This window comes from Xanthomonas sp. DAR 35659 (genome assembly GCF_041242975.1).
Lineage (GTDB): Bacteria > Pseudomonadota > Gammaproteobacteria > Xanthomonadales > Xanthomonadaceae > Xanthomonas_A > Xanthomonas_A medicagonis.
Map to the genome: position 1 here is coordinate 244,724 of NZ_CP162488.1, position 23,452 is coordinate 268,175.

22 protein-coding genes and 1 pseudogene are annotated in these 23,452 nt (G+C 70.3%); 11 read left to right on the forward strand and 12 right to left on the reverse strand.

The genetic code is table 11. The annotated features are described in order from the left end of the window. Window positions 1–93: 93 nt before the first annotated feature. On the reverse strand, window positions 94–489 hold the full coding sequence (locus AB3X07_RS01095; protein ID WP_369941981.1) for an I78 family peptidase inhibitor: 396 nt from the start codon (window positions 487–489) through the stop codon (window positions 94–96). Window positions 490–643: 154 nt separating this feature from the next. On the opposite strand from AB3X07_RS01095, the gene AB3X07_RS01100 reads away from it, so the two are divergent. Continuing rightward, on the forward strand, window positions 644–1,870 hold the full coding sequence (locus AB3X07_RS01100; RefSeq protein WP_369941982.1) for a DNA topoisomerase IB: 1,227 nt from the start codon (window positions 644–646) through the stop codon (window positions 1,868–1,870). An 82-nt stretch (window positions 1,871–1,952) separates the two neighbouring features. Here the strand turns inward: AB3X07_RS01100 and AB3X07_RS01105 are convergent, their stop codons facing one another. Further along, on the reverse strand, window positions 1,953–2,309 hold the full coding sequence (locus tag AB3X07_RS01105; protein ID WP_369941984.1) for a hypothetical protein: 357 nt from the start codon (window positions 2,307–2,309) through the stop codon (window positions 1,953–1,955). 137 nt (window positions 2,310–2,446) lie between these two features. Between AB3X07_RS01105 and AB3X07_RS01110 the strand changes: the two genes are divergently transcribed. Further along, window positions 2,447–2,674 (forward strand): hypothetical protein, encoded by a 228-nt coding sequence (locus AB3X07_RS01110; RefSeq protein ID WP_369941986.1) that lies wholly within the window; start codon window positions 2,447–2,449, stop codon window positions 2,672–2,674. Window positions 2,675–2,757: 83 nt separating this feature from the next. Further along, on the forward strand, window positions 2,758–3,798 hold the full coding sequence (locus AB3X07_RS01115) for an SDR family oxidoreductase (RefSeq protein ID WP_369941987.1): 1,041 nt from the start codon (window positions 2,758–2,760) through the stop codon (window positions 3,796–3,798). A 460-nt stretch (window positions 3,799–4,258) separates the two neighbouring features. On the opposite strand, the pseudogene AB3X07_RS01120 reads toward AB3X07_RS01115, so the two are convergent. The 6 genes and pseudogenes from AB3X07_RS01120 to AB3X07_RS01145 form a co-directional block, all read right to left on the reverse strand. Next, a pseudogene (locus AB3X07_RS01120) lies at window positions 4,259–5,213 on the reverse strand (IS1595 family transposase). A gap of 236 nt (window positions 5,214–5,449) precedes the next feature. Beyond that, window positions 5,450–8,008 (reverse strand): DNA ligase D, encoded by a 2,559-nt coding sequence (gene ligD / locus AB3X07_RS01125; protein ID WP_369941989.1) that lies wholly within the window; start codon window positions 8,006–8,008, stop codon window positions 5,450–5,452. 16 nt (window positions 8,009–8,024) lie between these two features. Further along, complete coding sequence (locus AB3X07_RS01130) at window positions 8,025–8,201, reverse strand: DUF3606 domain-containing protein (RefSeq protein WP_369941991.1); 177 nt, start codon at window positions 8,199–8,201, stop codon at window positions 8,025–8,027. Window positions 8,202–8,393: 192 nt separating this feature from the next. Then, window positions 8,394–8,780, reverse strand: coding sequence for an Atu4866 domain-containing protein (locus AB3X07_RS01135; RefSeq protein WP_369941993.1), 387 nt, complete (start codon window positions 8,778–8,780; stop codon window positions 8,394–8,396). Then, entirely contained in the window at window positions 8,777–9,283 is a 507-nt protein-coding gene (locus AB3X07_RS01140; RefSeq protein ID WP_369941994.1) for a nuclear transport factor 2 family protein, read from the reverse strand. The genes AB3X07_RS01135 and AB3X07_RS01140 overlap by 4 nt, the downstream gene beginning before the upstream one ends. Window positions 9,284–9,308: 25 nt before the next feature. After that, on the reverse strand, window positions 9,309–10,379 hold the full coding sequence (locus tag AB3X07_RS01145) for an aldo/keto reductase (RefSeq protein ID WP_369941996.1): 1,071 nt from the start codon (window positions 10,377–10,379) through the stop codon (window positions 9,309–9,311). 148 nt (window positions 10,380–10,527) lie between these two features. On the opposite strand from AB3X07_RS01145, the gene AB3X07_RS01150 reads away from it, so the two are divergent. From AB3X07_RS01150 to AB3X07_RS01165, 4 genes are all read left to right on the forward strand, one after another. Further along, complete coding sequence (locus tag AB3X07_RS01150; RefSeq protein WP_369941998.1) at window positions 10,528–11,406, forward strand: AraC family transcriptional regulator; 879 nt, start codon at window positions 10,528–10,530, stop codon at window positions 11,404–11,406. A gap of 294 nt (window positions 11,407–11,700) precedes the next feature. After that, the gene (locus tag AB3X07_RS01155) at window positions 11,701–12,087 is read left to right on the forward strand and encodes a BlaI/MecI/CopY family transcriptional regulator (protein ID WP_369942000.1); all 387 of its coding nucleotides are present in this window, start codon (window positions 11,701–11,703) and stop codon (window positions 12,085–12,087) included. Between the two features lie 3 nt (window positions 12,088–12,090). Continuing rightward, window positions 12,091–13,941 carry a M56 family metallopeptidase gene (locus tag AB3X07_RS01160; protein ID WP_369942002.1) on the forward strand — a complete coding sequence of 617 codons (1,851 nt, stop codon included), beginning with the start codon at window positions 12,091–12,093 and terminating at the stop codon, window positions 13,939–13,941. A gap of 67 nt (window positions 13,942–14,008) precedes the next feature. Further along, window positions 14,009–15,121, forward strand: a complete 1,113-nt coding sequence (locus AB3X07_RS01165) for a saccharopine dehydrogenase family protein (protein ID WP_369942004.1) — start codon at window positions 14,009–14,011, stop codon at window positions 15,119–15,121. A gap of 523 nt (window positions 15,122–15,644) precedes the next feature. Here AB3X07_RS01165 and AB3X07_RS01170 read toward each other — a convergent pair. Together AB3X07_RS01170 and AB3X07_RS01175 are read right to left on the reverse strand one after the other, a co-directional pair. Beyond that, window positions 15,645–16,760: a ribonuclease H-like domain-containing protein gene (locus tag AB3X07_RS01170; RefSeq protein WP_369942006.1), complete on the reverse strand. Its 1,116-nt coding sequence runs from the start codon at window positions 16,758–16,760 to the stop codon at window positions 15,645–15,647. A 219-nt stretch (window positions 16,761–16,979) separates the two neighbouring features. Then, complete coding sequence (locus AB3X07_RS01175; protein ID WP_369942008.1) at window positions 16,980–19,478, reverse strand: DEAD/DEAH box helicase; 2,499 nt, start codon at window positions 19,476–19,478, stop codon at window positions 16,980–16,982. 170 nt (window positions 19,479–19,648) lie between these two features. On the opposite strand from AB3X07_RS01175, the gene AB3X07_RS01180 reads away from it, so the two are divergent. The 4 genes from AB3X07_RS01180 to AB3X07_RS01195 all read left to right on the forward strand — a co-directional run bounded on the left by AB3X07_RS01180 (window position 19,649) and on the right by AB3X07_RS01195 (window position 21,593). Then, the gene (locus AB3X07_RS01180) at window positions 19,649–19,948 is read left to right on the forward strand and encodes a type II toxin-antitoxin system RelE/ParE family toxin (protein WP_369942010.1); all 300 of its coding nucleotides are present in this window, start codon (window positions 19,649–19,651) and stop codon (window positions 19,946–19,948) included. Further along, the gene (locus AB3X07_RS01185) at window positions 19,945–20,235 is read left to right on the forward strand and encodes a HigA family addiction module antitoxin (RefSeq protein WP_369942012.1); all 291 of its coding nucleotides are present in this window, start codon (window positions 19,945–19,947) and stop codon (window positions 20,233–20,235) included. The genes AB3X07_RS01180 and AB3X07_RS01185 overlap by 4 nt, the downstream gene beginning before the upstream one ends. A gap of 146 nt (window positions 20,236–20,381) precedes the next feature. Next, window positions 20,382–21,038 carry a PAQR family membrane homeostasis protein TrhA gene (trhA, locus tag AB3X07_RS01190; protein WP_369942014.1) on the forward strand — a complete coding sequence of 219 codons (657 nt, stop codon included), beginning with the start codon at window positions 20,382–20,384 and terminating at the stop codon, window positions 21,036–21,038. Window positions 21,039–21,134: 96 nt separating this feature from the next. Next, window positions 21,135–21,593: a hypothetical protein gene (locus AB3X07_RS01195; protein WP_369942016.1), complete on the forward strand. Its 459-nt coding sequence runs from the start codon at window positions 21,135–21,137 to the stop codon at window positions 21,591–21,593. A gap of 179 nt (window positions 21,594–21,772) precedes the next feature. On the opposite strand, the gene AB3X07_RS01200 is transcribed toward AB3X07_RS01195, so the two are convergent. Next, window positions 21,773–22,357 carry a lysozyme inhibitor LprI family protein gene (locus AB3X07_RS01200; protein ID WP_369942018.1) on the reverse strand — a complete coding sequence of 195 codons (585 nt, stop codon included), beginning with the start codon at window positions 22,355–22,357 and terminating at the stop codon, window positions 21,773–21,775. Between the two features lie 209 nt (window positions 22,358–22,566). Continuing rightward, window positions 22,567–23,013, reverse strand: a complete 447-nt coding sequence (locus AB3X07_RS01205; protein ID WP_369942020.1) for a lysozyme inhibitor LprI family protein — start codon at window positions 23,011–23,013, stop codon at window positions 22,567–22,569. Between the last annotated feature and the right edge of the window lie 439 nt (window positions 23,014–23,452).

Below are 23,452 nucleotides of genomic sequence, written 5' to 3' on the forward strand. Positions count from 1 at the left end.
TTGGTGCGGTGCCGCAATACACCGTTACACCTGCAACTTCAGCGCTGGCGGCGGCCATGCCGCCGCCGCCGCGCCGGGCGCATGCCGGCGACCTCAGCCGCAGCGCACGCCGGTGATCTGGTTCTTGGCATCGACCTCGATATTGAGCCGTTCGCCGTTGAACTCCATGGTCACCGCCTGGTTCGGCTTGAGCACGCGCACGCTCTTGGCGCCGGTGTCGGTGCGCGCCTGGTCGAGCAGGGCCTGCTCGGCGGCCTGGCCGACCAGGCCCTGCGCCTGCGAAGCGTCGCAGGTGCCGACCGGCGGGGCTTCCGGGGCGCTGGCCGGATCCGGCTTGGCGGCCTGTTCGGCCGCTTTCTGCGCGGTGGCGCCGACCTGTTCCTGCTCGTCCGGCGGCGGCGCGGTGCACGCGGCCAGCGCCAGGGCCAGGCACACCGTGCCGAGCAGGCCGGCACGCGCGGTCAGACGAGAAGAAAGGAAATGGCTCATCGGGGCTCCAGAAGTCGAGGGGAGGACGGGACCAGCATAAGCCGACAGCATCGGCGAATTCGCGTTCGCGGTTCGTTAACCGGCGCGGCATTGACGCGGCCTAGCCGCGGCGCTGCCGACAATCGCGCTTCCATCGCCGCCAGCGGCCTCTTCGATGACCAAGGCTTCCCGCTCCAGCGCCGCCGACGCGGCCCGCGCGCTGCAGTCCAAACAGGCGGCCAGCAGCGCCGGCCTGATCTACGTCAGCGACACCGAGCCGGGCATCGCCCGCCGCCGCGCCGGCAAGGGCTTCGGCTACCGGATGCCCGACGGCAGCCCGGTGCGCGACGCGCCGACCCTGCAGCGCATCCGCCAACTGGCGATCCCGCCGGCCTATACCGAGGTGTGGATCTGCATCAAGGTCAACGGCCACCTCCAGGCCACCGGCCGCGATGCGCGGCGGCGCAAGCAGTACCGCTACCACGCCGATTGGGCGCAGGTGCGCGGCGACGGCAAGTTCGAGCGGATCATGGCCTTCTGCCAGGCGCTGCCGCGTTTGCGCCGGCGCCTGCGCCGCGACCTGGCGCTGCCGGGCTACCCGCGCGACAAGGTGCTGGCGATGGTGGTGGCGCTGATGGCCGAGACCCTGGTGCGCGTGGGCAATGCCGAATACGCGCGCAGCAACCGCTCCTACGGGCTGACCACGCTGCGTAACCGCCACCTGGAATTCGTCAAGGGCGGCCGCGCGCGGCTGAAGTTCCGCGGCAAGGGCGGCCAGGACCATGACATCGAGGTCGACGACGCGCACCTGGTCAAGCTGATCCGCGGCTGCCAGCAACTGCCCGGGCAGGCATTGTTCCAGTATCGCGACGACGCTGGCCAGTTGCAGCCGGTGGATTCGGGCGAGGTCAACGACTACCTGCGCGAGGCGATGGGCGAGAGCTTCACCGCCAAGGATTTCCGCACCTGGGGCGGTACCCGTGCCGCGCTGCAGCGGCTGGCGCAACTGCCGCTGCCCGAACCCAGCAGCGAGCGTGCGCTGACGCTGGCGCAGAACGCGGTGATCCGCGAAGTGGCCGACGCCTTGGGCAACACGCCGGCGGTGTGCCGCAAGGCCTACATCGACCCCTGCGTGTTCGACGGCTGGCGCTGCGGTGCCCTGGGCGGTCTGTGCGAGCAGGTGCGCGGCGAGCGGCAATGGGACCTGGCGACCCTGAAATACCTGGCGCAGGCGCGGAAGACCAGCCGCAAGGCGGCCAAGGCGGCGGGCAAGAAGGTGCCGCGAACCAGCGCCGCCGGCTCGCGCCCCGCGGCCAAGACGGTCGCGCCGGCACGCCCGCGGCGTGCTGCGGGGGGCGCGTCGGCCAAGAATGCCGTCGCGCGTCCGCGCAAGCGCGCCTGAGCGCACTGCAAAGCATGGGCACGCGGGCGGCGCTCCGCCCGCGCGAACGCGCGCCGCCGCCGTCAGCCGGCGGATGCGGCCATCAACCGCAATACAGCGTGGTGATGTTGTTGGTCGGGCCGACCTCGATGGTCAGGCGTTCGCCACCGCTCTCGCGGGCGCCGCGGTTGGCGCTGTCCACGCCGCTGGACGTGGCGCCGCTGCCGCTGATGCTGCTCGGCACCACCTGCACCTGCAGGCTGTCGCTGTCCACGCGCGCGCGCTCGACGGTCATCTGCGACGCGGCCAGTCCAGCCGCGCCACGCACCATGTCGATGTGGCACTGGCCGGAAATGGTGCCGTCGATCGGCTGCACCTGCGCGACCTGGGTGGTACTGCAGGCGCCGAGCGACAGGCAGACGGCGAACGGAACGGCGAGCGCGAGCGGGTGGCGGATCATGGACGGACTCCTTCGAGGAATGGCGCGAGCCTGTCGCGAGTGACGTTTGCGCGGCATGAAGAGCGCGCCGGCCGGCTTCACCTGGCGTGGCCGCTGGCTTGGCGACACTGGGGGTCCCCAGCCAACCGGAGCCGATCATGGCCACCTGCGATGTCTGCGGCAACGACTACGCCGATGCCTTCACCCTGACCCAAGGCGCCCGCAGCGGCACCTTCGATTCCTTCGAGTGCGCGATCCACGCCTTCGCTCCGCGCTGCAGCCACTGCGACTGCCGCATCGTCGGCCATGGCGTGGAGGCTGGCGGACGCACGTTCTGCTGCGCGCATTGCGCCAGCCATGCCGAAGGCGACGCGGTCCGCGCCTGACGCGTCGCCGCGTCCCCGCGTCGATCGTCCATTCCTACCCCGAGCGGCGCCCCGCGTCGCCTCCCTGTTCCGGAGCAGTGCCGATGGCCTCCAGCAAGCGTCCCGCCCCTTCCACGTCCGCCAAGCGCGCCGCGTCCAAGCGCGCCGCCGCCCCGTCCGCCGCCGCCAGCAAGACCGCGCAGACGCAACGCGCGCTGCAGCGCGTGATCGATGCCGGCGAGGCGCAGGCCAAGGCCAAGGCCAAGAAATCGGCGCCGAGCCAGGCCGGCGTGCGCAAGCAGCCGGAAAAGATGCCCAAGCAGCATCTGCGCAAACCGGGCAAGGAACAGGACCTGGCCTTGCAGCCGCGCTTCGAGGCGCCCGAGTATGTGGGCAGCGGCAAGCTGCGCGGCATGAGTGCGATCGTCACCGGCGCCGACTCCGGCATCGGCCGCGCGGTGGCGGTGCTGTTCGCGCGCGAAGGCGCGGACGTGGCGGTGCTGTACCTGGACGAGCACGAGGACGCCGAGGTGACCCGCCGGCATGTCGAGCACGAAGGTCGCCGCTGCATCACCATCGCCGGCGACGTGAAGGATCCGGCATTCTGCGAGGACGCGGTGGCGCAGACCGTGCGCGCCTTCGGCGGACTCGACGTGCTGGTCAACAACGCCGCCTTCCAGTTGCATTGCCACGCGCTGGAGGACCTCAGCGAGGAACATCTGCAGGAGACCCTGCAGACCAACATCGCCGGCTACTTCCACATGGCACGCGCGGCGCTGCCGCATCTCAAGCGCGGCGCGGCGATCGTCAACAGCGGCTCGGAGACAGGCTTGTTCGGCAGCAAGTCGCTGCTCGACTACTCGGCGACCAAGGGCGCGATCCATGCCTTCACCATGGCCCTGGCCAGCCAGCTGCAGCCGCGCGGCATCCGCGTCAACGCGGTCGCACCCGGCCCGGTGTGGACGCCGCTGAATCCGGCCGACAAGGCCGCCGAGGACGTGGCCGAGTTCGGCAAGAGCAGCGCGATGGGTCGCCCGGCGCAACCGGAGGAACTCTCGCCCGCCTATGTGTTCCTGGCCTCGCCGATCACCGCCAGCTATATCAGCGGCGCGATCCTGCCGGTGATGGGCGGTCCGACGGGGTGATGGGCGGTTGAGCTGGTAGAGCTACGCTCTTGCTTCTCCCATCGGGACCATGGCCCCCTTTTCGGGGGAAGGTGCCCCGCAGGGGCGGATGAGGGTACGGGCGTAGCCTCGTGCACCCACACTCCGCGAGTCGCTTTCGCGCCGTACCCTCACCCCAACCCCTCTCCCGATGGGAGAGGGGCTCGGCCGTTCCTTCTCCCATCGGGAGAAGGTGCCCCGCAGGGGCGGATGAGGGGACGGGCGTAGCCTCGTGCGCCCAAACTCCGCGAGTCGCTTTCGCGCCGGACCCTCACCCCAACCCCTCTCCCGGTGGGAGAGGGGCTAGCGGCTCTTCCTTCTCCCCTCGGGAGAAGGTGCCCCGTAGGGGCGGATGAGGGGACGGGCGAAGCCTCGTGCGCCCAACTTCGCGAGTCGCTTCGCGCCGGACCCTCACCCCAACCCCTCTCCCGTCGGGACCTGATTAGCGCTGTGTCTCAGCTGGCATACGCAGTTGCCGCTCTGTGAGCCGTCCCGCGCTGGCCAAGGCACGGGCCAGGCGCGGCACCATGGCCGCCAGGTTGAAGCGGCGGTTGAACCGATAGGCATGCGCGCGCAGGTAGCGCGCGCCGTATTTCGGGAAGTCCACCGCATGGTGGGTACCGCTAAGCGCGGTCTTGAGATTGCCCAGGATCGTATTGACCCACCGCAGACGAGGCTGCTGGGCGCCTTTGCGGCCGCCTCCGGTCACGATGGCATCGTGTGTCAGGCCTGCCCAGCCCACACCTGTGAACGCTGTCAGCCCATCACTGACGACATGGGTGCCCGGTGCCAGTGCCTGCTGGGCCCACGTGTTCACGACGCTTCTCCGGAAGCTGGAGACCACGTCCAGGCGCAGATGGCGCGGGCGCCCTTGATGCAGGGAAACCGCTGCGATAAACGGCACCTTGTTCCGCCACTGCGGTTCTCCTGGGCCACCGGCGCGTTCGCCGCCCAGATAGGCATCATCGATCTGGACCTCTCCCTCGAGCCGCCGTGACTGCTCACGATCGGCCATCGCCGACATCAGTTTGTGCTTGATCCGCCATGCAGTGCGATAGCAGACGCCCAACTGCCGAGCCAGTTCCAACGCAGCAACTCCATTCTTGGCTTGGCTCACCAGATAGATGGCCAGCCACCACGCTCGCAAGGGCAGTTTGGTGTCTGCCATGGGCGTGCCGGCGGTCAAGCTGGTCTGTACCCTGCAGCGTGCATTGCCACAGCTGCTGGTGGCCTCGCTCAAAACGACTGGCATGGGTGTGACCGCATTGCGGGCACACGAAGCCAGCAGGCCATCTGGCCTGAATCAACGCCTCGACACATTGCGTCTCGGAGCCGTAGCGGCTCAGAAAAGCCGGAATCGAAAGCCCCTTCTGGAACTGGATCCGATTGAACGTCATCGCCGTATCTCACTGAAGATCCTGCATTTCTAAACCTAGGCAGCATCACCAGCTGAGACACAGCGCTAATCAGGCCGGAGGGAGAGGGGCTAGGCTCTTCCTTCTCCCGTCGGGAGAAGGTGCCCCGCAGGGGCGGATGAGGGTACGGGCGAAGCCTCGTGCACCCAAAACTCCGCGAGTCGCTTTTGCGCCGGACCCTCACCCCCACCCCTTTCCCGGTGGGAGAGGGGCTTTGCTTACTCGGCTTCGGCCCAGCGCGCGAGGTTCTGCTTGAGCGTGTCGAGGCCGGCCCACGGATCCTTGCGCCGCCGCTTCAGCGTGGCCGGCACGTCGCGCATCGTGAACGCATCGGCGCGGTGCAGCTTGGGCAGATCGCTCCAGGCCAGCGGCATCGCCACCGGCGCACCGGGGCGCGCGCGCAGCGAGTACGAGGCGACCGCGGTGGCGCCGCGGCCATTGCGCAGGTAGTCGACGAAGATCCGCTTGTTGCGCAGGCGCTTGGTCGCCGTAGCCAGGAACCGCTGCGGCTCGGACTGCGCCAGCGCATCGGCGAAGCCGTGCGCGAAGCGCTTGGTCAGTTCCCAGTCGCAGCCGGGATTGAGCGGCACCACGACATGCAGGCCCTTGCCGCCGGAGACGCGCAGGAACGACTCCAGTTCCAGTTGCGCGAGCAATCTGCGGATGTCCTTCGCCGCCTGCTTGACCTCGGCGAAGGGCACGTCCGGGCCCGGATCCAGATCGAATATCACCCGATTCGCCGAATCGGGCGTGGCGGCGTAGGAGCCCCAGGGATGGAATTCCAGCGCATTGAACTGCACCAGTTCCAGCAGCCCGGCGGGATCATCGGCCACCAGGTAATACGCGTTGTTGCCGGCCTCCTCCTTCAGCCGCACCGACGACACCAGCTCCAGGCCGGCGGTGTGGTGCTTCTGGAAAAAGCACGGGCGTTCGGCGCCGTTGGGACAGCGGACGATCGACAGCGGCCGGCCGGCGACCTCCGGCAACAGGTGGTCCATGACCGCGGTGTAGTAGTCCCAGACATCCTGCTTGGTGGCGCCGATGTCGGCGAAGATGCGTTTGCCGGGGCTGGACAGCGCCGGCGGCGTGCGCGCGCCGGTCTTGTCGGCGGGGGCCGCCGCGGCGCCGCGGCGCTTGGCTGGCATGGCCTGCTTGGCGGGCTTACCGCCCGCCGGCGCGCCGTCCGGATCGCGCAGGTCGGCGATGTCCTTGTCGCGCCGCACCGCCTTCAGCGAGGCCTGGCGCAGCAACTGTTGCCCGCCGATGCCGCGGTAGAAGACCTCGACCACGAAGCGCGGCGCGAACCAGGTCGCCGCGCGCAGATCGGTCTCGGTGGTGGGGACGTGCGCGGTCGCGGTCTTGCCGCCGGCCTTGCCGATCAGCGCGGCGACCTCGCGCAGCACGGTCTCGGAGAAGCCGGAACCCACGCGGCCGACGTACAGCCAGCCGTGCTGCGGATCGGGCTTGGCCAGCAGCAGCGAGCCGAAGCCCGAGCGGCTTCCCTTGGGCGCGGTGTAGCCGACCACGGCGAATTCGTCCGAGGCCAGGTGCTTGGTCTTGCGCCAGTCCTCGCTGCGCCCGCCGTGATAGCCGCGATCGGCGCGCTTGGAGATGATGCCCTCGAAGTGCTGGTCGCCGGCGAGCCGGAATGCCGCCTCGCCATCGCCGACGATGTGCGAACTGAAGGCCAGGTGCGGGCCGGCGCCGTCCACCAGTTCCTGCAGCAGGGCCTTGCGCTCGGCCAGCGGCGCATCGGCGATGTCGATGCCGTCGATGTGCAGCAGGTCGAACAGCGCCAGCGCGAGCGCGCCCTGGCGTTCCCCGGACAGCACGGCCTGCAGCAGGTTGAAATCCTCCTTCGTGCCCTTGCCGGCGATCAGTTCGCCATCCAGCGCGGCCGACTCCAGCCTCAGTGCGGCGATGGCGTCGCGGATCTCCGGGATCTTGTCGGTCCACTCGATCGCATTGCGCGACCACAGGCGCACGACGCCCTGGGCGATGGTCGCCTGGATACGGTAACCGTCCCACTTGATCTCGTGGAGCCAGTGTTCGCCCTGCGGCGGCGCATCGCCCAGCTTCGCCAGTTGCGCCTGGAACGGCCCGGCCGGCGCGGCGGCCTTGCGCGCCTTGGGCAGGGCCTTGGCGCGCTTGGCCCAATCGGTCCTGCGCGCGCGCCGCGGCAAGGCCACGGTGGTCTGCGCCTTGCGCTTGTTCGCCTTGCCGCTTCCGGCGCGCTTCTGGTCCTCCGGCGGCGGCGCGGTCACGTCGGCGAGCAGGTCGTCGGCTTCCACGTCGCCGGCGAACGCGTCGTCGTCCTTGAACAGCAGCCATTGCGGCTGCCGCGCCGGCTTGCCGGAGCGCACCAGGTGCCAGCCGCCCCTGAGCTTGCTGCCGAACAGTTCGAAGCGCAGGTGGCCCTTGGCCAGTTGCGCCTCGGGATCGCCGGCGGTGGTCCACACGCCGTGGTCGAACTGGGCGACGTGGCCGCCGCCGTATTCGCCCTTGGGGATCTCGCCCTCGAAGCCGGCATAGTCGACCGGATGGTCCTCCACTTCCACCGCCATGCGCTTGACCTTGGGGTCGTAGCTGGGGCCCTTGGGCACCGCCCAGCTCTTCAGCGCATCGCCGACCTGCAGCCGGAAGTCGTAGTGCCGGCGGCTGGCGTGGTGCAGTTGCACCACGAAGATCGGGCGCTGTCCCTGGGGCAGCGCCTTGCCCGGCTCCGGCTCCCTGGTCTTGTCGAAGCTGCGCTTGCGGCGGTACTCGGCCAGGCTCATCGCGAGGGCCGGCGCGCTACTTGTTCAAGTGCGCGCGCACCGCGTTGGCGGTGGGGCCGACCGCGGCGACCGCGGCGCGCAGTTCCTCGGCGGAGACGCCCAGGGTCTGGGTCCAGTAGCGCAGTTCGTAGTCCTCGTTGACGTTGATGCGGTCGCGGTCCGGGGAGCCGGAGTTCTGCTTGTCGTCGCTCATGGCGTTGCTCCTGCTTGGCGAAAGAGGCGCGTGTGGCGCGCGGCAGCGATCGATGCAATGGCGGTGGCGCACGCAAGGGCGCCGTCGCTCGCTGTCCACGACCTTAGTAGTCGCGCCGGCGTCGGCTCGACGTGAACGCGCGTGGCGATCGTTGCGCGGTGCATGCCGTCGCTGCGCCGAGGAGCAGCGGCGTTAGGGTTGGCGATGGAACACCATCCCGCCATGATGCAGTTCGTCGTCGGTGACGAACACGCCGTCGGCGGTGAAGCCCGTATCGTCCCAGTAGTCGATGCGATCGCCATGGATCGCGTAGCGGCCCTGGTAGGCGCTGCGCCGCGTTCCGCGCGCTTCGTCGTAGCGGCCGTTGGGCAGCAGTTCCTGGCGGATGCGGCCATCGGCCGTCGCCCACATGCCCAGGTAGGGATGGTGTGGCAGGGTCTGTCCTCGTGCTGGCGTGGTGGCGGAGACGCGCGCGGCGGATGCGAGCGCAAGGGTGTTACTGGTGGCGAGTGCGGCCGCCAGGCAGGTTGCGGCAAGCGTGGCGGACGGCCACGCGCGCAGCGCACGGTGGCAGCTCATGGCGCCGCGCCGGCGGCGGGAATGCGGCGCAGCACGTCGTCGTAGGCCGGCAGGTCGAGGAAGGCGTTGGCCTCGACCGCCTTGCCGCCGGCCATGCGCAGGATCCACACGTAGCGGTTGCGGTACGCGCGCCCGTCGCGTGCGACGGCTTCGCCGGCCCAATGCACGATGACGTGATCGCCATCGGCCCAGATGCGCCGGGACAGCGGGCGCAGCGGCGTGCGCAGGCGCTCGCTGAAGGGACGCACCGCCTGCGCAAGAAAGGCATCGCGGCTGCGATAGGTGCGCGCGCTCGGTCCCGATCCTTCGACGGTCCAGACGATGTCGGGGGCGAGCAGGGTCTCGAAAAGGCCGCCGCCGTCGGCCCAGCGATCGAACGCGGTCGCCACCGTCTGCCGGTTGCGCTCGCTGCGGTCCTGCGCCTGCGTGGGCTCCGCCAGCGCAAGCGCCGGCGAGACCGCGCACGCCAGGGCCAGCACTCCGGTTGCGGCGCGCCGCCGCATGCACGTCACGATCCAAGTCATGGCCTCACCCGCGCCGCTGCACGGTGGAGCTGCCGAAGATCAGCTGCTGTCCCATCGGTCGGCCGATGAAGTTCTCCGGGAAGATCGGCGCGATCGCGCTGGCCTGATTGAGGCGCCGCAAGTGGTCGGCGTCGAACGCCACCTCCAGCGCGCCGAAATTGTCCTCGGCCTGCCGCAGCGTGCGCGCGCCCATCACCGGTGCGACCACCGCCGGATGCCGTAGGGTCCAGGCCAGCGCCACCTGCGCGCGCGACTTGCCCAGCTCCTCGGCGATCGCGCCGACCACGTCGGCGATCGCCAGCGCGCGTTCGTGCAGATGGCCCGAGGAGGCGATGACGCCCTTGCGCGTGGCCGACACGTCCGCGGCGTTGTCCTCGCTCAGATCGGCGCGGCTGTACTTGCCGGTGAGGATGCCGCCGCCCAGCGGCGACCACGGCAGCACGCCCAGCCCCAGCGACGCGGCCATCGGCAGCAGTTCGTGCTCGACCGTGCGCTCGACCAGGCTGTAGCCGATCTGCAGCGCGACGAACGGCGACCAGCCGCGCAGGTCGGCCAAGGTCTGCATCTGCGCCACGCGCCAGGCCGGCGTGTTGCAGATGCCGGCGTAGAGAATCTTGCCGGCGCGCACCAGGTCGTCCAGCGCGCGCATCACTTCCTCGGCGGAGGTGGTGAAGTCCCAGGCGTGCAGGTACAGCAGGTCGATGCGGTCGGTGGCGAGTTGGCGCAGGCTGGTCTCGACCGAGCGCACCAGGTTGAGCCGATGATTGCCGCCGGCGTTGATGTTGGCCGCGTCGCGCACCATGGTGAACTTGGTCGCCAGTACGATGCGCTCGCGCTTGTCCTTCACCAACTCGCCGACAATGCGTTCGGAGGCGCCGTTGGTGTAGTTGACCGCGGTATCGACCAGGTTGCCGCCGCGCTCGGTGTAGGCGTCGAAGATGCGCGCGGCTTCGTCGCGGTCGGCGCCCCAGCCCCAGTCCTGGCCGAAGGTCATGGTGCCCAGCGCCAGCGGCGACACGCGCAGGCCGGAGCGGCCGAGCAGGCGGTAATGGGAGAGGGACGTGGGTGCATTCATGAGGTCATCGCTCCGTTGGAATCCGCTGCCAGCGTGGCGGCGGGGCGACGCGGGGCGATAGCCGGCTTGTCCGGAATCCTTGCACGATCGTCCGGCGACGGCCGCTGTGCCCTTTCCGGGCGCGCGTGGATATGGAATAAGACGGGCCATGACCGCACTGCGCACGCTGACCGACCTCATCGCCCGCCATGCCCCGCACGACGGCACCTTCGCCGGTCCGCTGCCGGGCGTGAAGCTGATCCGCGCTTCGACCCCGACCCTGCCGATGCCGGTGATCTACGAACCCACCGTGTGCTTCGTCGCGCAGGGACGCAAGCGCGCGCTGCTGGGCAGCAGCGCCTACACCTACGATCCGGCGCGCTATCTGCTCGCCTCGGTCGGGCTGCCGGTGATGGGGTCGGTGATCGAGGCCAGTGCGGCGGCGCCGTATCTGAGCCTGCAATTGGATCTGGACCTGGCCGAGCTGGGCGAACTCGCGATCCGTCATCCACCGCCGGCCGGTGCCGCCGCCGCGCCGCTGGGCCTGACCCTCAACCGCATCACGCCCGGGCTGCTGGACGCGGTGGTGCGTCTGGCCGCCTTGCTCGACACGCCGCACGACATCGCCGCGCTGGCCCCGCTCACCGTGCGCGAGATCCTGTATCGGCTGCTGACCGGTCCCGATGGCGGCGTGGTCCGGCACATGGCGCAGGCCGACAGCCGGCTCAACCACGTGGCGCGCGCCATCGTCTGGATCCGCACCCACTTCCGCGACGCCTGCCGCATCGAGGACGCCGCGCAGGTCGCCGGCATGAGCCGCTCCACCTTCCACCAGCACTTCAGGGCGATCACCTCGCTGAGCCCGATCGAATTCCGCACCCAGCTGCGGCTGCAGGAGGCGCGCCGGCTGATGGTCGGCGGCGCGCTGGATGCCGCCAGCGCCGGATTCGAGGTCGGCTACGACAGCCCGTCCCAGTTCAGTCGCGACTACGCACGCGTGTTCGGCATGCCGCCGGCCAAGCACGCCAAGGCGCTGCGGGCGTCGTGAGTGCGCGGACGGCGTCGGGTGCGACGGCCGGCTCGGTGCTGTCCGCGGTGGCGCGGTCGGCGACAGAGGGGGGCGGCTCGGGCATGCCGTGCCGGCGCAGGTGGCCACCCACCGTCATGAATGCCCGCGTTCCGCGGCAGCGCTGGGTGCGCCATCGCTCGGCCATCGTCGCGCGCGTTTCCATGCCCTTGCAGGCGACATGTCCGGTTGCGACGTCGGACGCCGCACCGGCGCTTGACGACAGCTGTCGTCACGGGTAGTTTGGCGACAAATGTAGTCACCAGGAGCCAGCGGATGCCACGCAAATCGATCGGGGACCAGGAACTGGCCCTGCTGCAGTACATCGCCGAGCAGGGTGAGGCCAGCGTGGGCGAGGTCGCGGCCAGCTTCGGCGAGGCGCGCGGATTGGCCCGCTCCACCGTGCTGACGATGATGGAGCGGTTGCGCGCCAAGGCCTACCTGCGCCGCCGCCAGGTGCAGGGCGTGTACCGCTACGCCGCCACCGCCGGACAGGACGACGTGGTGCGCAGCGCGGTCGGCAGCTTCGTCGAGAAGACCCTGCAGGGCTCGGTATCGCCGTTCGTGGCGTGGATGTCGCAGCGCGCGGAGGTCAGCGACGACGAACTGGCCGAACTGGAGGCCCTGGTGGCCAAACTGCAATCGCAGCGACGGGAGGACTGAGGCATGGACACGATCTTCGGCATCACGCTTTGGGACACCTTGCTGTCGCGGCTGCTGGCCACCAGCGTGCAGGCGGCGGTACTGGTCGCGGCGATCTGGGCGCTGTGCCGCTGGCTGCCGGCGCTGCCGGCGGCCACGCGGTGCCGGCTGTGGTGGCTGGTCGGCGCGCAGACCGTGCTCGGTCTGGTGTGGGCCGGCGCGCTGCACCTGCCGGTGCTGCCGGCCGCGCCGACGCCGGCGATGACGGCCGCCGCGGCCCTGCCGGCGGTCACCTTGGAGGATGCCGTGCCCATGCCCGCCCCGGAGCCGGCGCCCTCGTCGGCCCGATCGGGCGCGGCCACCGCGGCGCTGCCCTGGGCGCAGGCGCTGGTCGCGCTGTGGCTGGCCGGGGTGTTGCTCGGCGCGCTGCGCAGCGGCGCCGCCTACCGCGCCAGCCGGCGCCTGGTGCGCGGCGCCACGCCGTGTACCGATGCCGCGTTGCTCGGCGCCCTGCGTCTGGCCGCCGAGGCGCATGGCCTGCGCCGTGCGCCGGCGCTGCGGCTGTCCGCGCAGATCGACTCGCCGCAGCTGATCGGGCCGTGGCGGCCGGTGCTGCTGCTGCCGGCGCGGCGGCTGCCGACGATGCATGCCGACGACCTGGACATGGCGCTGACCCACGAACTGGTGCACCTGCAACGGCGCGACCTGTGGTGGGGACTGCTGCCGGCACTGGCGCAGCATCTGTTCTTCTTCCATCCGCTGGTGCACCTGGCGGTGCGCGAATATGCGCTGGCCCGCGAGGCCGCCTGCGATGCGGCGGTGGTCGCCGGGCACCGCCACTGCCGCCACAACTATGCGCGCCTGCTGGTGCAACTGGGCGTGGCGCCGCGGCCGGCGGCCGGTGTCGCCAGCGCCTCGCCGAGCTTCGTCAGTCTCAAGCGGCGCCTGCTGATGCTGCAGAGCACGCCATCGTTCTCGCGCCTGGGCGCCGGGCTGATCACCGCCGCGATCGCGCTGGTGGGCGTGATGCCGCTGCGCCTGGTCGCCAAGCCGGCGCCGCCGGTCGCCGCGCCGGTGGTGGTCCCCGCTGCCGTGCCGGCGATGCCCCAGGCCGCTCCGGCCGCAGGGACGTCGGTCGTCGCCAGCGTGCTGGCGCGTCCCGCCGCCGCCGCCGCGGCGAGTGTTCCGCAGCCGCCTGTCGCGCCGGCTGCGCCGTCCGCACCAGCGGTTCCTGCAGCGCCGGCGTCGGCCGACGTGCTGCAGACCCAGGGCCGCATCACGCTTTCGCCGCGCGGCGGCAAGGATGCCTACGTGCTGGTGCAGGACGGCCACAACCTGATGGACGCCTCGCTGGACGACCTGCGCGAAGCGCGTCGCCTGGCCGGCGGCGGCGACGTGTTGTGGATGCGCCACGACGGACGCCGTTACCTGATGCGCGATCCGGCGGCGCTGGCGCGCTTCCAGGCGCTGCACGCCCAAAGCCTGCAGTTGGCCGAGGCGCAGGCCGATCTGGGCGATCGCCAGAGCGACATCGGCGACCGCCAGGCCGAGCTGGGCGAGCGTTTGACGGAGTTGAGCGCACAGATGGCCGAGAGCGCGGCGCGGCATGCCGAGACGGCACTCGCCGCCAGCCGCGACCCTGGCGACCCGGCGCTGCGCGAGCGCGCGGCGGCGCAGCAGGCATCGGAGTTGATGCGCCGCAAGGAGCTGGGCAAGGCGATCCAGCATCTCGCCAGCCAGCAGGCGAAGCTGGGGCTGCAGCAGGCGCAACTGGGCAAGCTGCAGTCCGATGCCAGCATGCGCGCGCAGCGCCAGGCCGAGGAGATGATCCGGCAGGCCATCGACGAGGGGCTGGCCACGCCGATCGACGGCTGACCGGTTCCGCCGATGCCGGCGTTGCGCGGATAATCGCCGCGGACGCCGACAGGACGGGACAGGGACGATGGCCGGATGCAAGGTGGTGGTGCTGGGCGGCTATGGACACTTCGGCGCGCGCATCGTGCGCGCGCTGGCGAAGACGCCGGCGGTGCAGGTGATCGCGGCCGGGCGCCATCCCGACACGGCGAGCGCCAATCTGGCCGGTGCCGACCTGGGCGGGGTCGCGGTATGCCGCCTGGACACCGCGGCGCCGGACTTTCCCGCGCAACTGGCCGCCACCGGCGCGGACATCGTCGTGCACACCGCCGGCCCATTCCAGGGCCAGGATTACGCGGTGGCCCGCGCCTGCCTGCAGGCCGGCATGCACTACATCGACCTGGCCGACGGCCGCGCCTTCGTGCGCGACTTTCCCGCCGCGCTCGACGCGCTGGCGCGGCAGGCCGGGCGCAGCGCGATCAGTGGCGCCAGCACCTTGCCGGCGCTGTCCAGCGCGGTGGTCGACGCCTTGCGCCCGGAATTCTCGGAATTGCACGCCATCGACCTGGTCATCGCGCCTGCGCAGGCCACGCCGTTGGGCATGGCCACGGTGCGCGCGGTGCTGTCGTACTGCGGCCTACCGTTCCAGTGGTGGAGCGATGGGCGCTGGCAACGCACGCTGGGCTGGGCCGCGCCGCAGCCGGTCGCCTTCGCCCGCCTCGCGCCACGCCTGGCCGCGCCCTGCGACGTGCCCGACCACGACCTGCTGGTGGCGCGCTATCCGGGCGTGCGCAGCGTGCGCTTCCGGGCGGCGCTGGAATTGCCGTTCCTGCAGCGTTGCCTGGCCGCGCTGGCATGGCTGCGTGGACACGGCGTGCCGCTGCCGATGCGGGCGCTGGCGGCGGTGTTCGCGCGCGCCGGTCGCTGGTTCGATCGGTTCGGCAGCGACCTGGGCGGCATGACGGTGCGGTTGCGTGGGGAGAGGGATGGGCGCGCGCACGGCCTGTGCTGGGAGTTGACCGCGCCGACCCTGCATGGCCCGGAAATCCCGTGCCTGGCGGCGATCCTGCTGGTGCAGAAGCTGGCCAACGGCACGCCGCTGCCGGTGGGCGCGCATGCCTGCATGGGACTGCTGAGCCTGGCCGAGTTCGAAGCCGCGTTCGCGGCGTGGCGGATCGAGACAGCGGTGCGGGAGATTTAGGCGCTGGCGTCGGGAGCCATCGACGCTGAGGCGGCCGGGCGACACCACACCGCAACTGTTCCTTGTCCCGCCGGGAGACGGCTATTCCCTTCTCCCACCGGGAGAAGGTGGCCCGCAGGGCCGGATGAGGGTCCGGGCGCAGCCTCGTACTTCGAATCGAGCACCGCGCCTGGCGCCGGACCCTCGCCCCAACCCCTCTCCCGGTGGGAGGGGGCCAAAGCGCAGCGGCTGTTCCCTTCTCCCATCGGGAGAAGGGGGCCCGCAGGGCCGGATGAGGGTCCGGGCGCAGCTTCGTGCTGCCAATCGAGCATCGCGCCTGGTGCCGGACCCTCACCCCAACCCCTCTCCCGGTGGGAGAGGGGCTAAAGCGCAGCGGCTGTTCCCTTCTCCCATCGGGAGAAGGTGGCCCGCAGGGCCGGATGAGGGTCCGGGCGCAGCCTCGTGCGCCCAAACGCCGCGAGTCGCTTTCGCGCCATACCCTCTCCCCAACCCCTCTCCCGGGGGGAGAGGGGCTAAGGCGCGGCTACGGCGCCTCCATGAACGGCACCACCTCGCGGTCCTCCGCTTCGGCGGCGACCAGGCGCTGCAGCAGCAGGGCCAGGGTGACCACGTCCTGGTGGTTGTGCGCGGCGACGCGGCGCAGGTTGCGCGCGCTGCCGCCGCGCAGGTAGCTCAGCCAGGCGGCGGGGGCTTCGGAGCCCGGCAGATCGTCCTCGCGCACGATGCGCAGCAGCTGGCGCTCGATCGTGGCCAGCTTGCAGTTCTCCCAGGTGCCGCGATAACGGCGGCGGGTGGGGTGCAGCAGGTCCACGTGGTCCAGCGCCGATAATGGCTCGGCGCTGCGCGCCAGCCGGTAGCGGGTCTTGAGCAGCGGCGCGTCGTAGCAGCGGCCGTTGTAGCTGGACAGCACCGTGGTCGGTGCCAGCCAGGCGCGGAACGCTTCGAGCATGGCCTTCTCCGCGCCCATCGTCGCCATCATCAGCTGGCGGATGCGCAGGCCCGGACCCTCGATCGGATGCAGGTACCAGTCGGCCGCACCGATCATGAAGGCGCGGGTGCCGGTGCCGCCGGCCAGGCCGGTGGTCTCGGTGTCGAAGAACAGCAGGTCCGACGGCAGCACGGCGTCCTCGCGCCGGGCGAAGGCCAGCGACAGCGCGGTGCTGGGGATCGGCTGCGGCAGGAACGCTTCGATCAGGTGCAGGCCGGGCGCGATCTCCGTGCCGGGCAGGTGGCGGTCGGCCGCCTGCGGCTTGCGCGGCGCCGCGGCCGGCGCCACCGCGCGCTCGCGCATGCCGAGCAGGCGCCGCAGCGAGGCCACGTCGGTGCTGCGCCGGTCGAACGGTTCGATCGCGATCGGCGGCGCCACGGCGACGGCGGTATCGCCGCGGTGCGCGGGCGATGGCGTGCGCGGTGCAGGCGGCAGAGGCGCCGCATCGGTGTCGCGCGGCGGCTTGCGCAGCAACCTGGCCTGGCCTGCGGGCGCCGCTGCTGGGGCAGGCGGGTTCACCGTTGCGGCGGGGCCCGTGGCGAGCGCAGTGTCCGCCGGCCGTACGCCCGCTGCGGGCGCACGCGACGTCTGCACGCTCGGATCGCCGGCCTGCTTGCGCAGCGCGCGCAGGCGCTCGAGGCTGATGCTCATGCGCTACGCCCCGGCCGCGCGTCGGCAACGGCGTGGAGCGCATGGCCGTGCGCCGTGCCTTGCAGCGCCAAGCTCGACGCACGCCTTCGCTTGCAGTCGGCGTTCATGCATGCCGCTCCAGCAGCGCATCGGAATCCGCGCCGAGCACGGTCGATATGTCGTGCAGCAGCGCGCGCTGCAGAAGCGTGCGCGGCTCGCGCGAACCTTCATGGCTGCGGCTCATGCGCTCCACTCCGGCAGCGCATCCAGTTCGCTGCCGATCGCGGTGGCCTCCTCGTCCAGCGCCGCGTCGTCTTCCAGCAACAGGCGCAGCACCTGCAACGCCAGCGCCTTCGGCGTGGTCGCGCTGTCTTCCTGCGCGGCCAGCACCGGACCGACGCAGGCCGGGCAGCCGGCCACGCAATCGCAACCCTGCACCAGTTCGCGCGCGCGCTGCACCAGCTCGGCCTGGCGGCGCCACAGCGGTTCGCTCAGGCCGACGCCGCCGGGGAAGTTGTCGTACAGGTACACGGTGGGCACGAACTGCTGCAGTTCGATGCTGGCCGGGTCGCCGTTGTCGCCGCCGCGCAGCTGGCCGCGGCCCTTGGCGTCGGCCACCGCGAACCAGGCGCCGTCGCCGTCGCCCACCGCCTGCTGCAGGTCGCGCGCATCGGCCATCACCGCCACCGTCGCCACCACGTGCAGCGCGTAGGCGGCGCCGAGGAAGCCGTCGAGCGCATCCTGCTTGCTGCCGAAGGCCTTCAGCAGCGTCGCCTGCGGCAGCTGCCACCACACCGCGGTGGTGTGCAGTTCCTGGTCGGGCAGGTTGACCGGGCCGTAGCCGATGTTCTCATGGGTGTAGTAGCGGATCTTCTTGTAGCCGGCCACGCGCCGCACCACGTGCACCTCGCCGTGATGGCTGTCGCCGCGCCCGGCCGCGCCGCCGTCGAAGCGGTCCAGCACCTTGAGCTTGGTGAAGTCGATGCTGTCGGTGTAGTAGTCCACATGGGTGCGGGTGACGTAGGCCTTGCGGCCTTCCCAGTCGAGCTTTTCCACCTGGTACGGGGTGCTCTGCACCATGTGGATGGCGCCTTCGTACAGGGTCAGCGCGGCGGCGGAATAGTCCACCTCGGCGATGATCTGCTGCTTGCCGTCGGTCTTGTCCACCACCACGAAATTGCCGTCGGCCACCGAGCGCAGGCTCACCGCATTGGCCGGATAGCTGTCGGCGATCCACTCCCAGCGGTCGCCCTCCTGGTGCACCACCTCGCTCTCGGCCAGCGCCTCCAGGAACACCGCCGGATCCACCGGCCCGAACGCCTCGCCGGCGACGAAGGTCAGTTCGAAGGCGGCGCAGCGGATGTGGTCGAACAGGATCAGCGGCTGGTCCGGGGCGATGCGCGCGTGTTCGGGCGAGGCGTCGGCGAAGAAGTCCGGATGCCGCACCACGTATTGGTCCAACGGCTGCGAGCTGGCGACCAGCACGCCCAGCGCCGGCTGCTGGCGGCGCCCGGCGCGGCCGAAGCGCTGCCAGGTGGCGGCGACGCTGCCCGGGTAGCCGTTGAGCACCACCACGTCCAGCGCGCCGATGTCCACCCCCAGCTCCAGCGCCGAGGTGGAGACGATGCCGTCGATGCTGCCGGCACGCATCGCCCGCTCGGCCTCGCGGCGCTCGGTGGGCAGGTAACCGCCGCGGTAGGCGCGGATGCGCGGCGGCTTGCGCGGGTCGTGGTCGAAGATGTCCTTCAGGTACTTGGTCAGCACTTCCACCATCAGCCGGGTCTGCGCGAACACCAGCGTCTTCAGCCCGGACTTGATCGCGATACGCGCGATGCGGTTGCTCTGCGAGCGCGCCGAGGCGCGCAGGCCCAGGTCGGCGTTGACCACCGGCGGGTTCCACAGCAGCACGTGCTTGTCGCCGGACGGCGCGCCGGACTCGGTGATCGCATGCACGCGCTGCTCGATCAGCGCCTCGGCGTGCGCGCGCGGGTTGCCGATGGTGGCCGAGCACAGGATGAACTGCGGGGTGACCCCGTAGAACGCGCAGATGCGCTTGAGCCGGCGCAACACGTTGGCGACATGGCTGCCGAATACGCCGCGGTAGGTGTGGATCTCGTCGATCACCACGTAGCGCAGGTTCTCGAAGAACTGCGCCCATTTGGTGTGGTGCGGCAGGATCGCCTGGTGCAGCATGTCGGGGTTGGAGACCACGATGTCGCCGTGCAGGCGGATCGCCTGGCGCGCATCGCCGGGGGTGTCGCCGTCGAAGGTGAAGGCCTTCACCCCGAGCTCGCCGGCGCGATTGAGTTCCAGCAGCTCGGCCACCTGGTCCTGCGCCAGCGCCTTGGTCGGGAACAGGTACAGCGCCTTGGCCTGCGCGGTCATCGCCGCGGCCACCACCGGCAGCGTGTAGCACAGCGACTTGCCCGAGGCGGTGGGGGTGACGATGGCCACGTGCTCGCCGCGCTGCGCCGCGTCCCAGGCCTCGGCCTGGTGGCTGTACAACTGGTCGATGCCGCGTGCCTTCAGCGCCGCGACCAGCGGCGCCGGCACGTCGTCGGGGATCGGCGCATAGCGGCCTGCGCGGCCGGGGATCATGAAGCTGCCGGTGATGCGGTCGTGGTAGCGCCGCTCCAGCCGCTCGGTCAGCAGCGCGCCGTCGCGCGAAGGCGCGCCGCCGGTGGTGGACAGGGCGCGCTCGGCGTCCTCGGTGCGGCGGGCTAGGGCGTGGGCGGGCATCGGTGCGGCTCTCAAAGCGGGACAGGGAAGCGGAACGGCGTCTCAGGGTATGAGACAGCGGCGGACCGGGCGAGGGGAACTGGCTGAGCGGATTCAGCAAGCGCGGTGGAACTTGTCTGCGCTACCTATGACGGGTTGCGTCATGTAACGGATGACGTTATCGCGGCTGCGTGATCCGGAACTTCGTCGACAAGGAAGCCGAAAAGATCTGGCAGGGCACGTCTTCCAGGCGATTGCCGGCCGACATCCAGGTCGTGGCTCGGCGCAAGCTGCGCATGCTCAATAGCACCACCACGCTGGACGACTTGCGTATTCCGCCCGCCAATCGCCTGGAGGCGCTGAAGGGAAGCCGCAAAGGTCAATACAGCATCCGGATCAACGATCAATGGCGCGTGTGCTTCCACTGGAGGGACGGCGATGCGCTGGACGTGGACATCGTCGACCACCACCGACCCATCGAGCCGCCATGAAGACCCTGCCCAACATCCACTCCGGCGAAGTCCTGCTGGAGGAATTCCTGATCCCGCTGGGCATCAGCCAGAACGCCCTGGCGCGTGCCGCGGGCGTGCCGCCACGCCGCGTCAACGAGATCGTGCTGGGCAAGCGCAGCGTCAGCGCCGACAGCGCGATCCGGCTGGCGGCCGCGCTCGGCACCAGCGAGCGCTTCTGGCTGGGCCTGCAGGCCGACTACGATCTGGAACAGGCGCGGCGCGCATTGGGTGCGCAGGCAGGCAGGATCGCGCGCATCGCGGCGTAGCCGCCGCCTGGCGCGCCGCCGTCGCCATCGTGCCAAACGGCGACGGCCGTCGCCGGCAGGGAAGGCCGACCTGATCGCCACGGCCAACGCGTATCCTGTGCTCCCCCCTCGCAGCGGCGACGTTCCCCGACGCGCCGACCCCCACCTTGTCCGCTCCCGCCCCCGCCGCTCACTACAAAACCGCCGGCGCCCGTCGCGCCGATCTGTTCGTGCATGCCGCCGGCCTGCTGCTGTCCGTCATCGGCGGTGCGTTGCTGGTCCAGCGTGCCCATGCCAATCAGGCGCTGATCGCGGCCACCTGCGTCTACGCGCTGGGCATGCTGGCGATGTTCGCCGGCTCGGCGGCCTACAACTTCGCCACGCCGCAACGCCAGCCGCTGCTGCGCAAGCTCGACCACGCCGGCATCTTCGTGATGATCGCCGGCACCTACACGCCGCTGTTCGTGCTGGCGCTGTCCGGCGCCTGGCTGTGGTCGATGACCCTGGCGGTGTGGGGCGTGGCCCTGTTCGGCGTGTTCGCCAAGCTGTTCCTGCCGGGCATCAGCAAGGGCTTCTGGGTCGCGATCTATCTGCTGCTGGGCTGGGCCGGCATCGTCGCGGTCAAGCCGCTGATGGCCAACCTGGATGGCGCCGTGCTGTGGTTCATCGCCGCCGGCGGCCTCATCTACACCGTCGGCGTGGCGTTCTACGTGCGCAAGTCGATGGTCTACAACCGCGCCATCTGGCACGCCCATGTGCTCGGCGGCGCGTTGTCGCACTGGTGCGCCATCTGGTTGTGCCTGCAGCCCCTGCAGACGGCATGAGCGCGCGGCGTCGCCTCGCCGCGATGGCGACGTTCAGCCGCCGGCCGTAACCTCGGCAGGGTCCATGCCGCCCGGCATGGGAAAGGACAGAGTTCGATGTGCAAGGCCGTCAGTCTCCTTGTCGCCGCCACGCTGCTCGCCGCGGTCGCACAGGCGCGCGCGCAGCAGGTCGATCCCGCGCCAGCCGCAGGTGCCCCGCCGCCGCAGCAGCAGGACATCCAGACCCTGGAGGAAGTGCGCGCGCTGCCGCCGGATGAGGGCGAGCCGCTGGACCTGTACCGTTTCAAGAATCCGGTCAGCGCCCAGCCCAACCGCTTCGACAAGGATTGGCGGCCGCCCCCGTCGCCAGAGCAGGTCAGCCAGGGCGGCGGCTACCTCGCGATGGGCATCTACTACGTTGCCGGCAAGGTCGCCAAGGGCATGCATACCCTCACCGGCGCGCCTGATCAGGTCCAGGCCGCCGTCGCCCGGCCGCCGCCGTTGAGCGAGGCGCAACTGCGGCGCGCCGCGGAACTGTGCACGCAACAGGACGTGGGCTGCGACGCGGGGCACTGAGCGCCTGCGGCTTCCAGCGGCGCATGGGCGCCATTAGTGCCGGGGCCATGGCTGCTTGCTTGCTAAGGAGCGGCCTTGGCGTCAACCGTCGCCGTCACTGCATGGAGTCTTGACGCGTGGCGCGGCGTCGATCGCGCCGAACGCGTTCCGGCCATCGGCGTGGCCGGCGACCAGGGCGCTCAGCGCGCGTACTGCTCCAGTTCGGTGGCGCGCGCGCTGACCCGCTCCAACGCCGCTTCGGCGTTTTGCAAGGACGCCGCCTGGCCCCGGCCCTTGAGGGCCTTGTTCAGGTCGTCGGTCTGCGCCTGGGACTGCTCCCAGGCGTACTGCGCGTCCATCAGCTTGGACCGGTTGCTGCCGCTGAGCCTGGTGCGCACCCTGTCGTAGGTCCTGGCCAGGCGCTCGTCCTGTACCCTGCGCTCACGCTCGATGCAACGCTCCTTGTCGTACATGCCGCTCGCCTGCTTGAGGCACTCCTGATAGGCCGCGGACAGGCCCTTGGCGGAGGCGGCATTCCGCGCCTGCTGCTCCTGCTGTTGTTGCTGCAACTGTTGCAATTGCTGCTGCAGCAGCTGCGTTTGCCGCTGTTGCTGCAGCAGTTGCTGTTGCTGCAGTTGCAACTGTTGTTGCTGGACCTGCGACGCAGCCTGCTTCTGCTCCTGCTCCGGCGTGTCTTGCTCCTGCGCGCCGGCATGTGCGGCGGCCGCCGTGGCCAGCAGCACCACCCACAGCAGCCAACGGCGCTTGTTGTCCCTGGTTCCCATGCGTCCTTCCCCTTGTCGCGTTTCCGTCTACGGGCGCAGCTTTACAAGCAAGCGGTTAATGTTTTGCTAAGGATACGGCGGCGCGAACGGGCGTGCGAGTCGCCACCGCGATGCGATGCGGGCGAGCAGGCATGCGTTCGGACGGGCGCAGCGCGCGCTGGAGACCGTGCGCCGCGCGGCGTCGGGCGTCGGTCGAGGTACCCGCAGGCCTAGTCGAGCAGGCGCAGGTAGTGCTCGAGCTGGTCGGCGCGTGCGCACAGCCGGAACAGCGCCGCCTCGGTGCTGCCGAGGTTTTCCGCCTGCGTGTCGCCGTACAGCGTGGCGTCCAAGGCGTCGTCCTTGGCCCTGGACTGCAGCCACGCGCGCTGCGCCTCCACCAGCTTGCTCTTGCCGTCGGCATCGAGTTTGCCCAGCAGTTGCTTGTAGATCCGGTTCAGGCGCGTGTCCTGCACCGCCTCTTCCGCCGAGAGGCAGGCGGCCTGCTCGATCGCGCCCTGCGCCCGCTTCTGGCAGGCGACATAGGCCGGGGACAGGCCCTTGGGCATGGCGCTGCCCGCGCGCTCCTCGGCGGATGCGGCGGCGATGGAAAACGCGACCAACAGCGCCCACACCAGCGAACAAGTTAAAACTTTCTTTCCTGTCACGATCATTCCCATGGCGAGTTCGGCTCGGCTCCCGTGCCGATGGCTGAATTAGGATAGCGTTCCTTGCGATGATCGGCGTTGTCTTTCCATCGCGTCGACCTCGCTGCCAAATGGCGCCGCTACTCGACGCTAACATGCGCCGGTGGTGTCAATGTCTTTAGGGGATATACCTAAAGCAATACCGTACATTTGCGTTTGGCGACCTGCGCTATAGCGGCATAAGTAGCTAGTGCCGGCGTACGCAGCTGGATGCTGATAATGCGGCGGCTGCATACAGTGCCATGACATATAGCAGTCCTGTGGCGACGCCGCCTAGTTGTGCGACGTGGGTCCACACCAATGATTGCAGTTGGATGAAGCGCAAACGTCCGTATCCGACCGACATTTCCGACGAAGAGTGGGCATTTGCAGCGCCTTATTATGTCGCGGCTATACTTCGGGCGCTTCTTCG

Bases quoted from the DNA above. Each gene is read 5' to 3' on its own strand.
- AB3X07_RS01095 (WP_369941981.1), bottom strand. From the start codon at position 489: ATGAGCCATTTCCTTTCTTCTCGTCTGACCGCGCGTGCCGGCCTGCTC.
- AB3X07_RS01100 (WP_369941982.1), top strand. From the start codon at position 644: ATGACCAAGGCTTCCCGCTCCAGCGCCGCCGACGCGGCCCGCGCGCTG.
- AB3X07_RS01105 (WP_369941984.1), bottom strand. From the start codon at position 2,309: ATGATCCGCCACCCGCTCGCGCTCGCCGTTCCGTTCGCCGTCTGCCTG.
- AB3X07_RS01110 (WP_369941986.1), top strand. From the start codon at position 2,447: ATGGCCACCTGCGATGTCTGCGGCAACGACTACGCCGATGCCTTCACC.
- AB3X07_RS01115 (WP_369941987.1), top strand. From the start codon at position 2,758: ATGGCCTCCAGCAAGCGTCCCGCCCCTTCCACGTCCGCCAAGCGCGCC.
- ligD (WP_369941989.1), bottom strand. From the start codon at position 8,008: ATGAGCCTGGCCGAGTACCGCCGCAAGCGCAGCTTCGACAAGACCAGG.
- AB3X07_RS01130 (WP_369941991.1), bottom strand. From the start codon at position 8,201: ATGAGCGACGACAAGCAGAACTCCGGCTCCCCGGACCGCGACCGCATC.
- AB3X07_RS01135 (WP_369941993.1), bottom strand. From the start codon at position 8,780: ATGAGCTGCCACCGTGCGCTGCGCGCGTGGCCGTCCGCCACGCTTGCC.
- AB3X07_RS01140 (WP_369941994.1), bottom strand. From the start codon at position 9,283: ATGCGGCGGCGCGCCGCAACCGGAGTGCTGGCCCTGGCGTGCGCGGTC.
- AB3X07_RS01145 (WP_369941996.1), bottom strand. From the start codon at position 10,379: ATGAATGCACCCACGTCCCTCTCCCATTACCGCCTGCTCGGCCGCTCC.
- AB3X07_RS01150 (WP_369941998.1), top strand. From the start codon at position 10,528: ATGACCGCACTGCGCACGCTGACCGACCTCATCGCCCGCCATGCCCCG.
- AB3X07_RS01155 (WP_369942000.1), top strand. From the start codon at position 11,701: ATGCCACGCAAATCGATCGGGGACCAGGAACTGGCCCTGCTGCAGTAC.
- AB3X07_RS01160 (WP_369942002.1), top strand. From the start codon at position 12,091: ATGGACACGATCTTCGGCATCACGCTTTGGGACACCTTGCTGTCGCGG.
- AB3X07_RS01165 (WP_369942004.1), top strand. From the start codon at position 14,009: ATGGCCGGATGCAAGGTGGTGGTGCTGGGCGGCTATGGACACTTCGGC.
- AB3X07_RS01170 (WP_369942006.1), bottom strand. From the start codon at position 16,760: ATGAGCATCAGCCTCGAGCGCCTGCGCGCGCTGCGCAAGCAGGCCGGC.
- AB3X07_RS01175 (WP_369942008.1), bottom strand. From the start codon at position 19,478: ATGCCCGCCCACGCCCTAGCCCGCCGCACCGAGGACGCCGAGCGCGCC.
- AB3X07_RS01185 (WP_369942012.1), top strand. From the start codon at position 19,945: ATGAAGACCCTGCCCAACATCCACTCCGGCGAAGTCCTGCTGGAGGAA.
- AB3X07_RS01195 (WP_369942016.1), top strand. From the start codon at position 21,135: ATGTGCAAGGCCGTCAGTCTCCTTGTCGCCGCCACGCTGCTCGCCGCG.
- AB3X07_RS01200 (WP_369942018.1), bottom strand. From the start codon at position 22,357: ATGGGAACCAGGGACAACAAGCGCCGTTGGCTGCTGTGGGTGGTGCTG.
- AB3X07_RS01205 (WP_369942020.1), bottom strand. From the start codon at position 23,013: ATGGGAATGATCGTGACAGGAAAGAAAGTTTTAACTTGTTCGCTGGTG.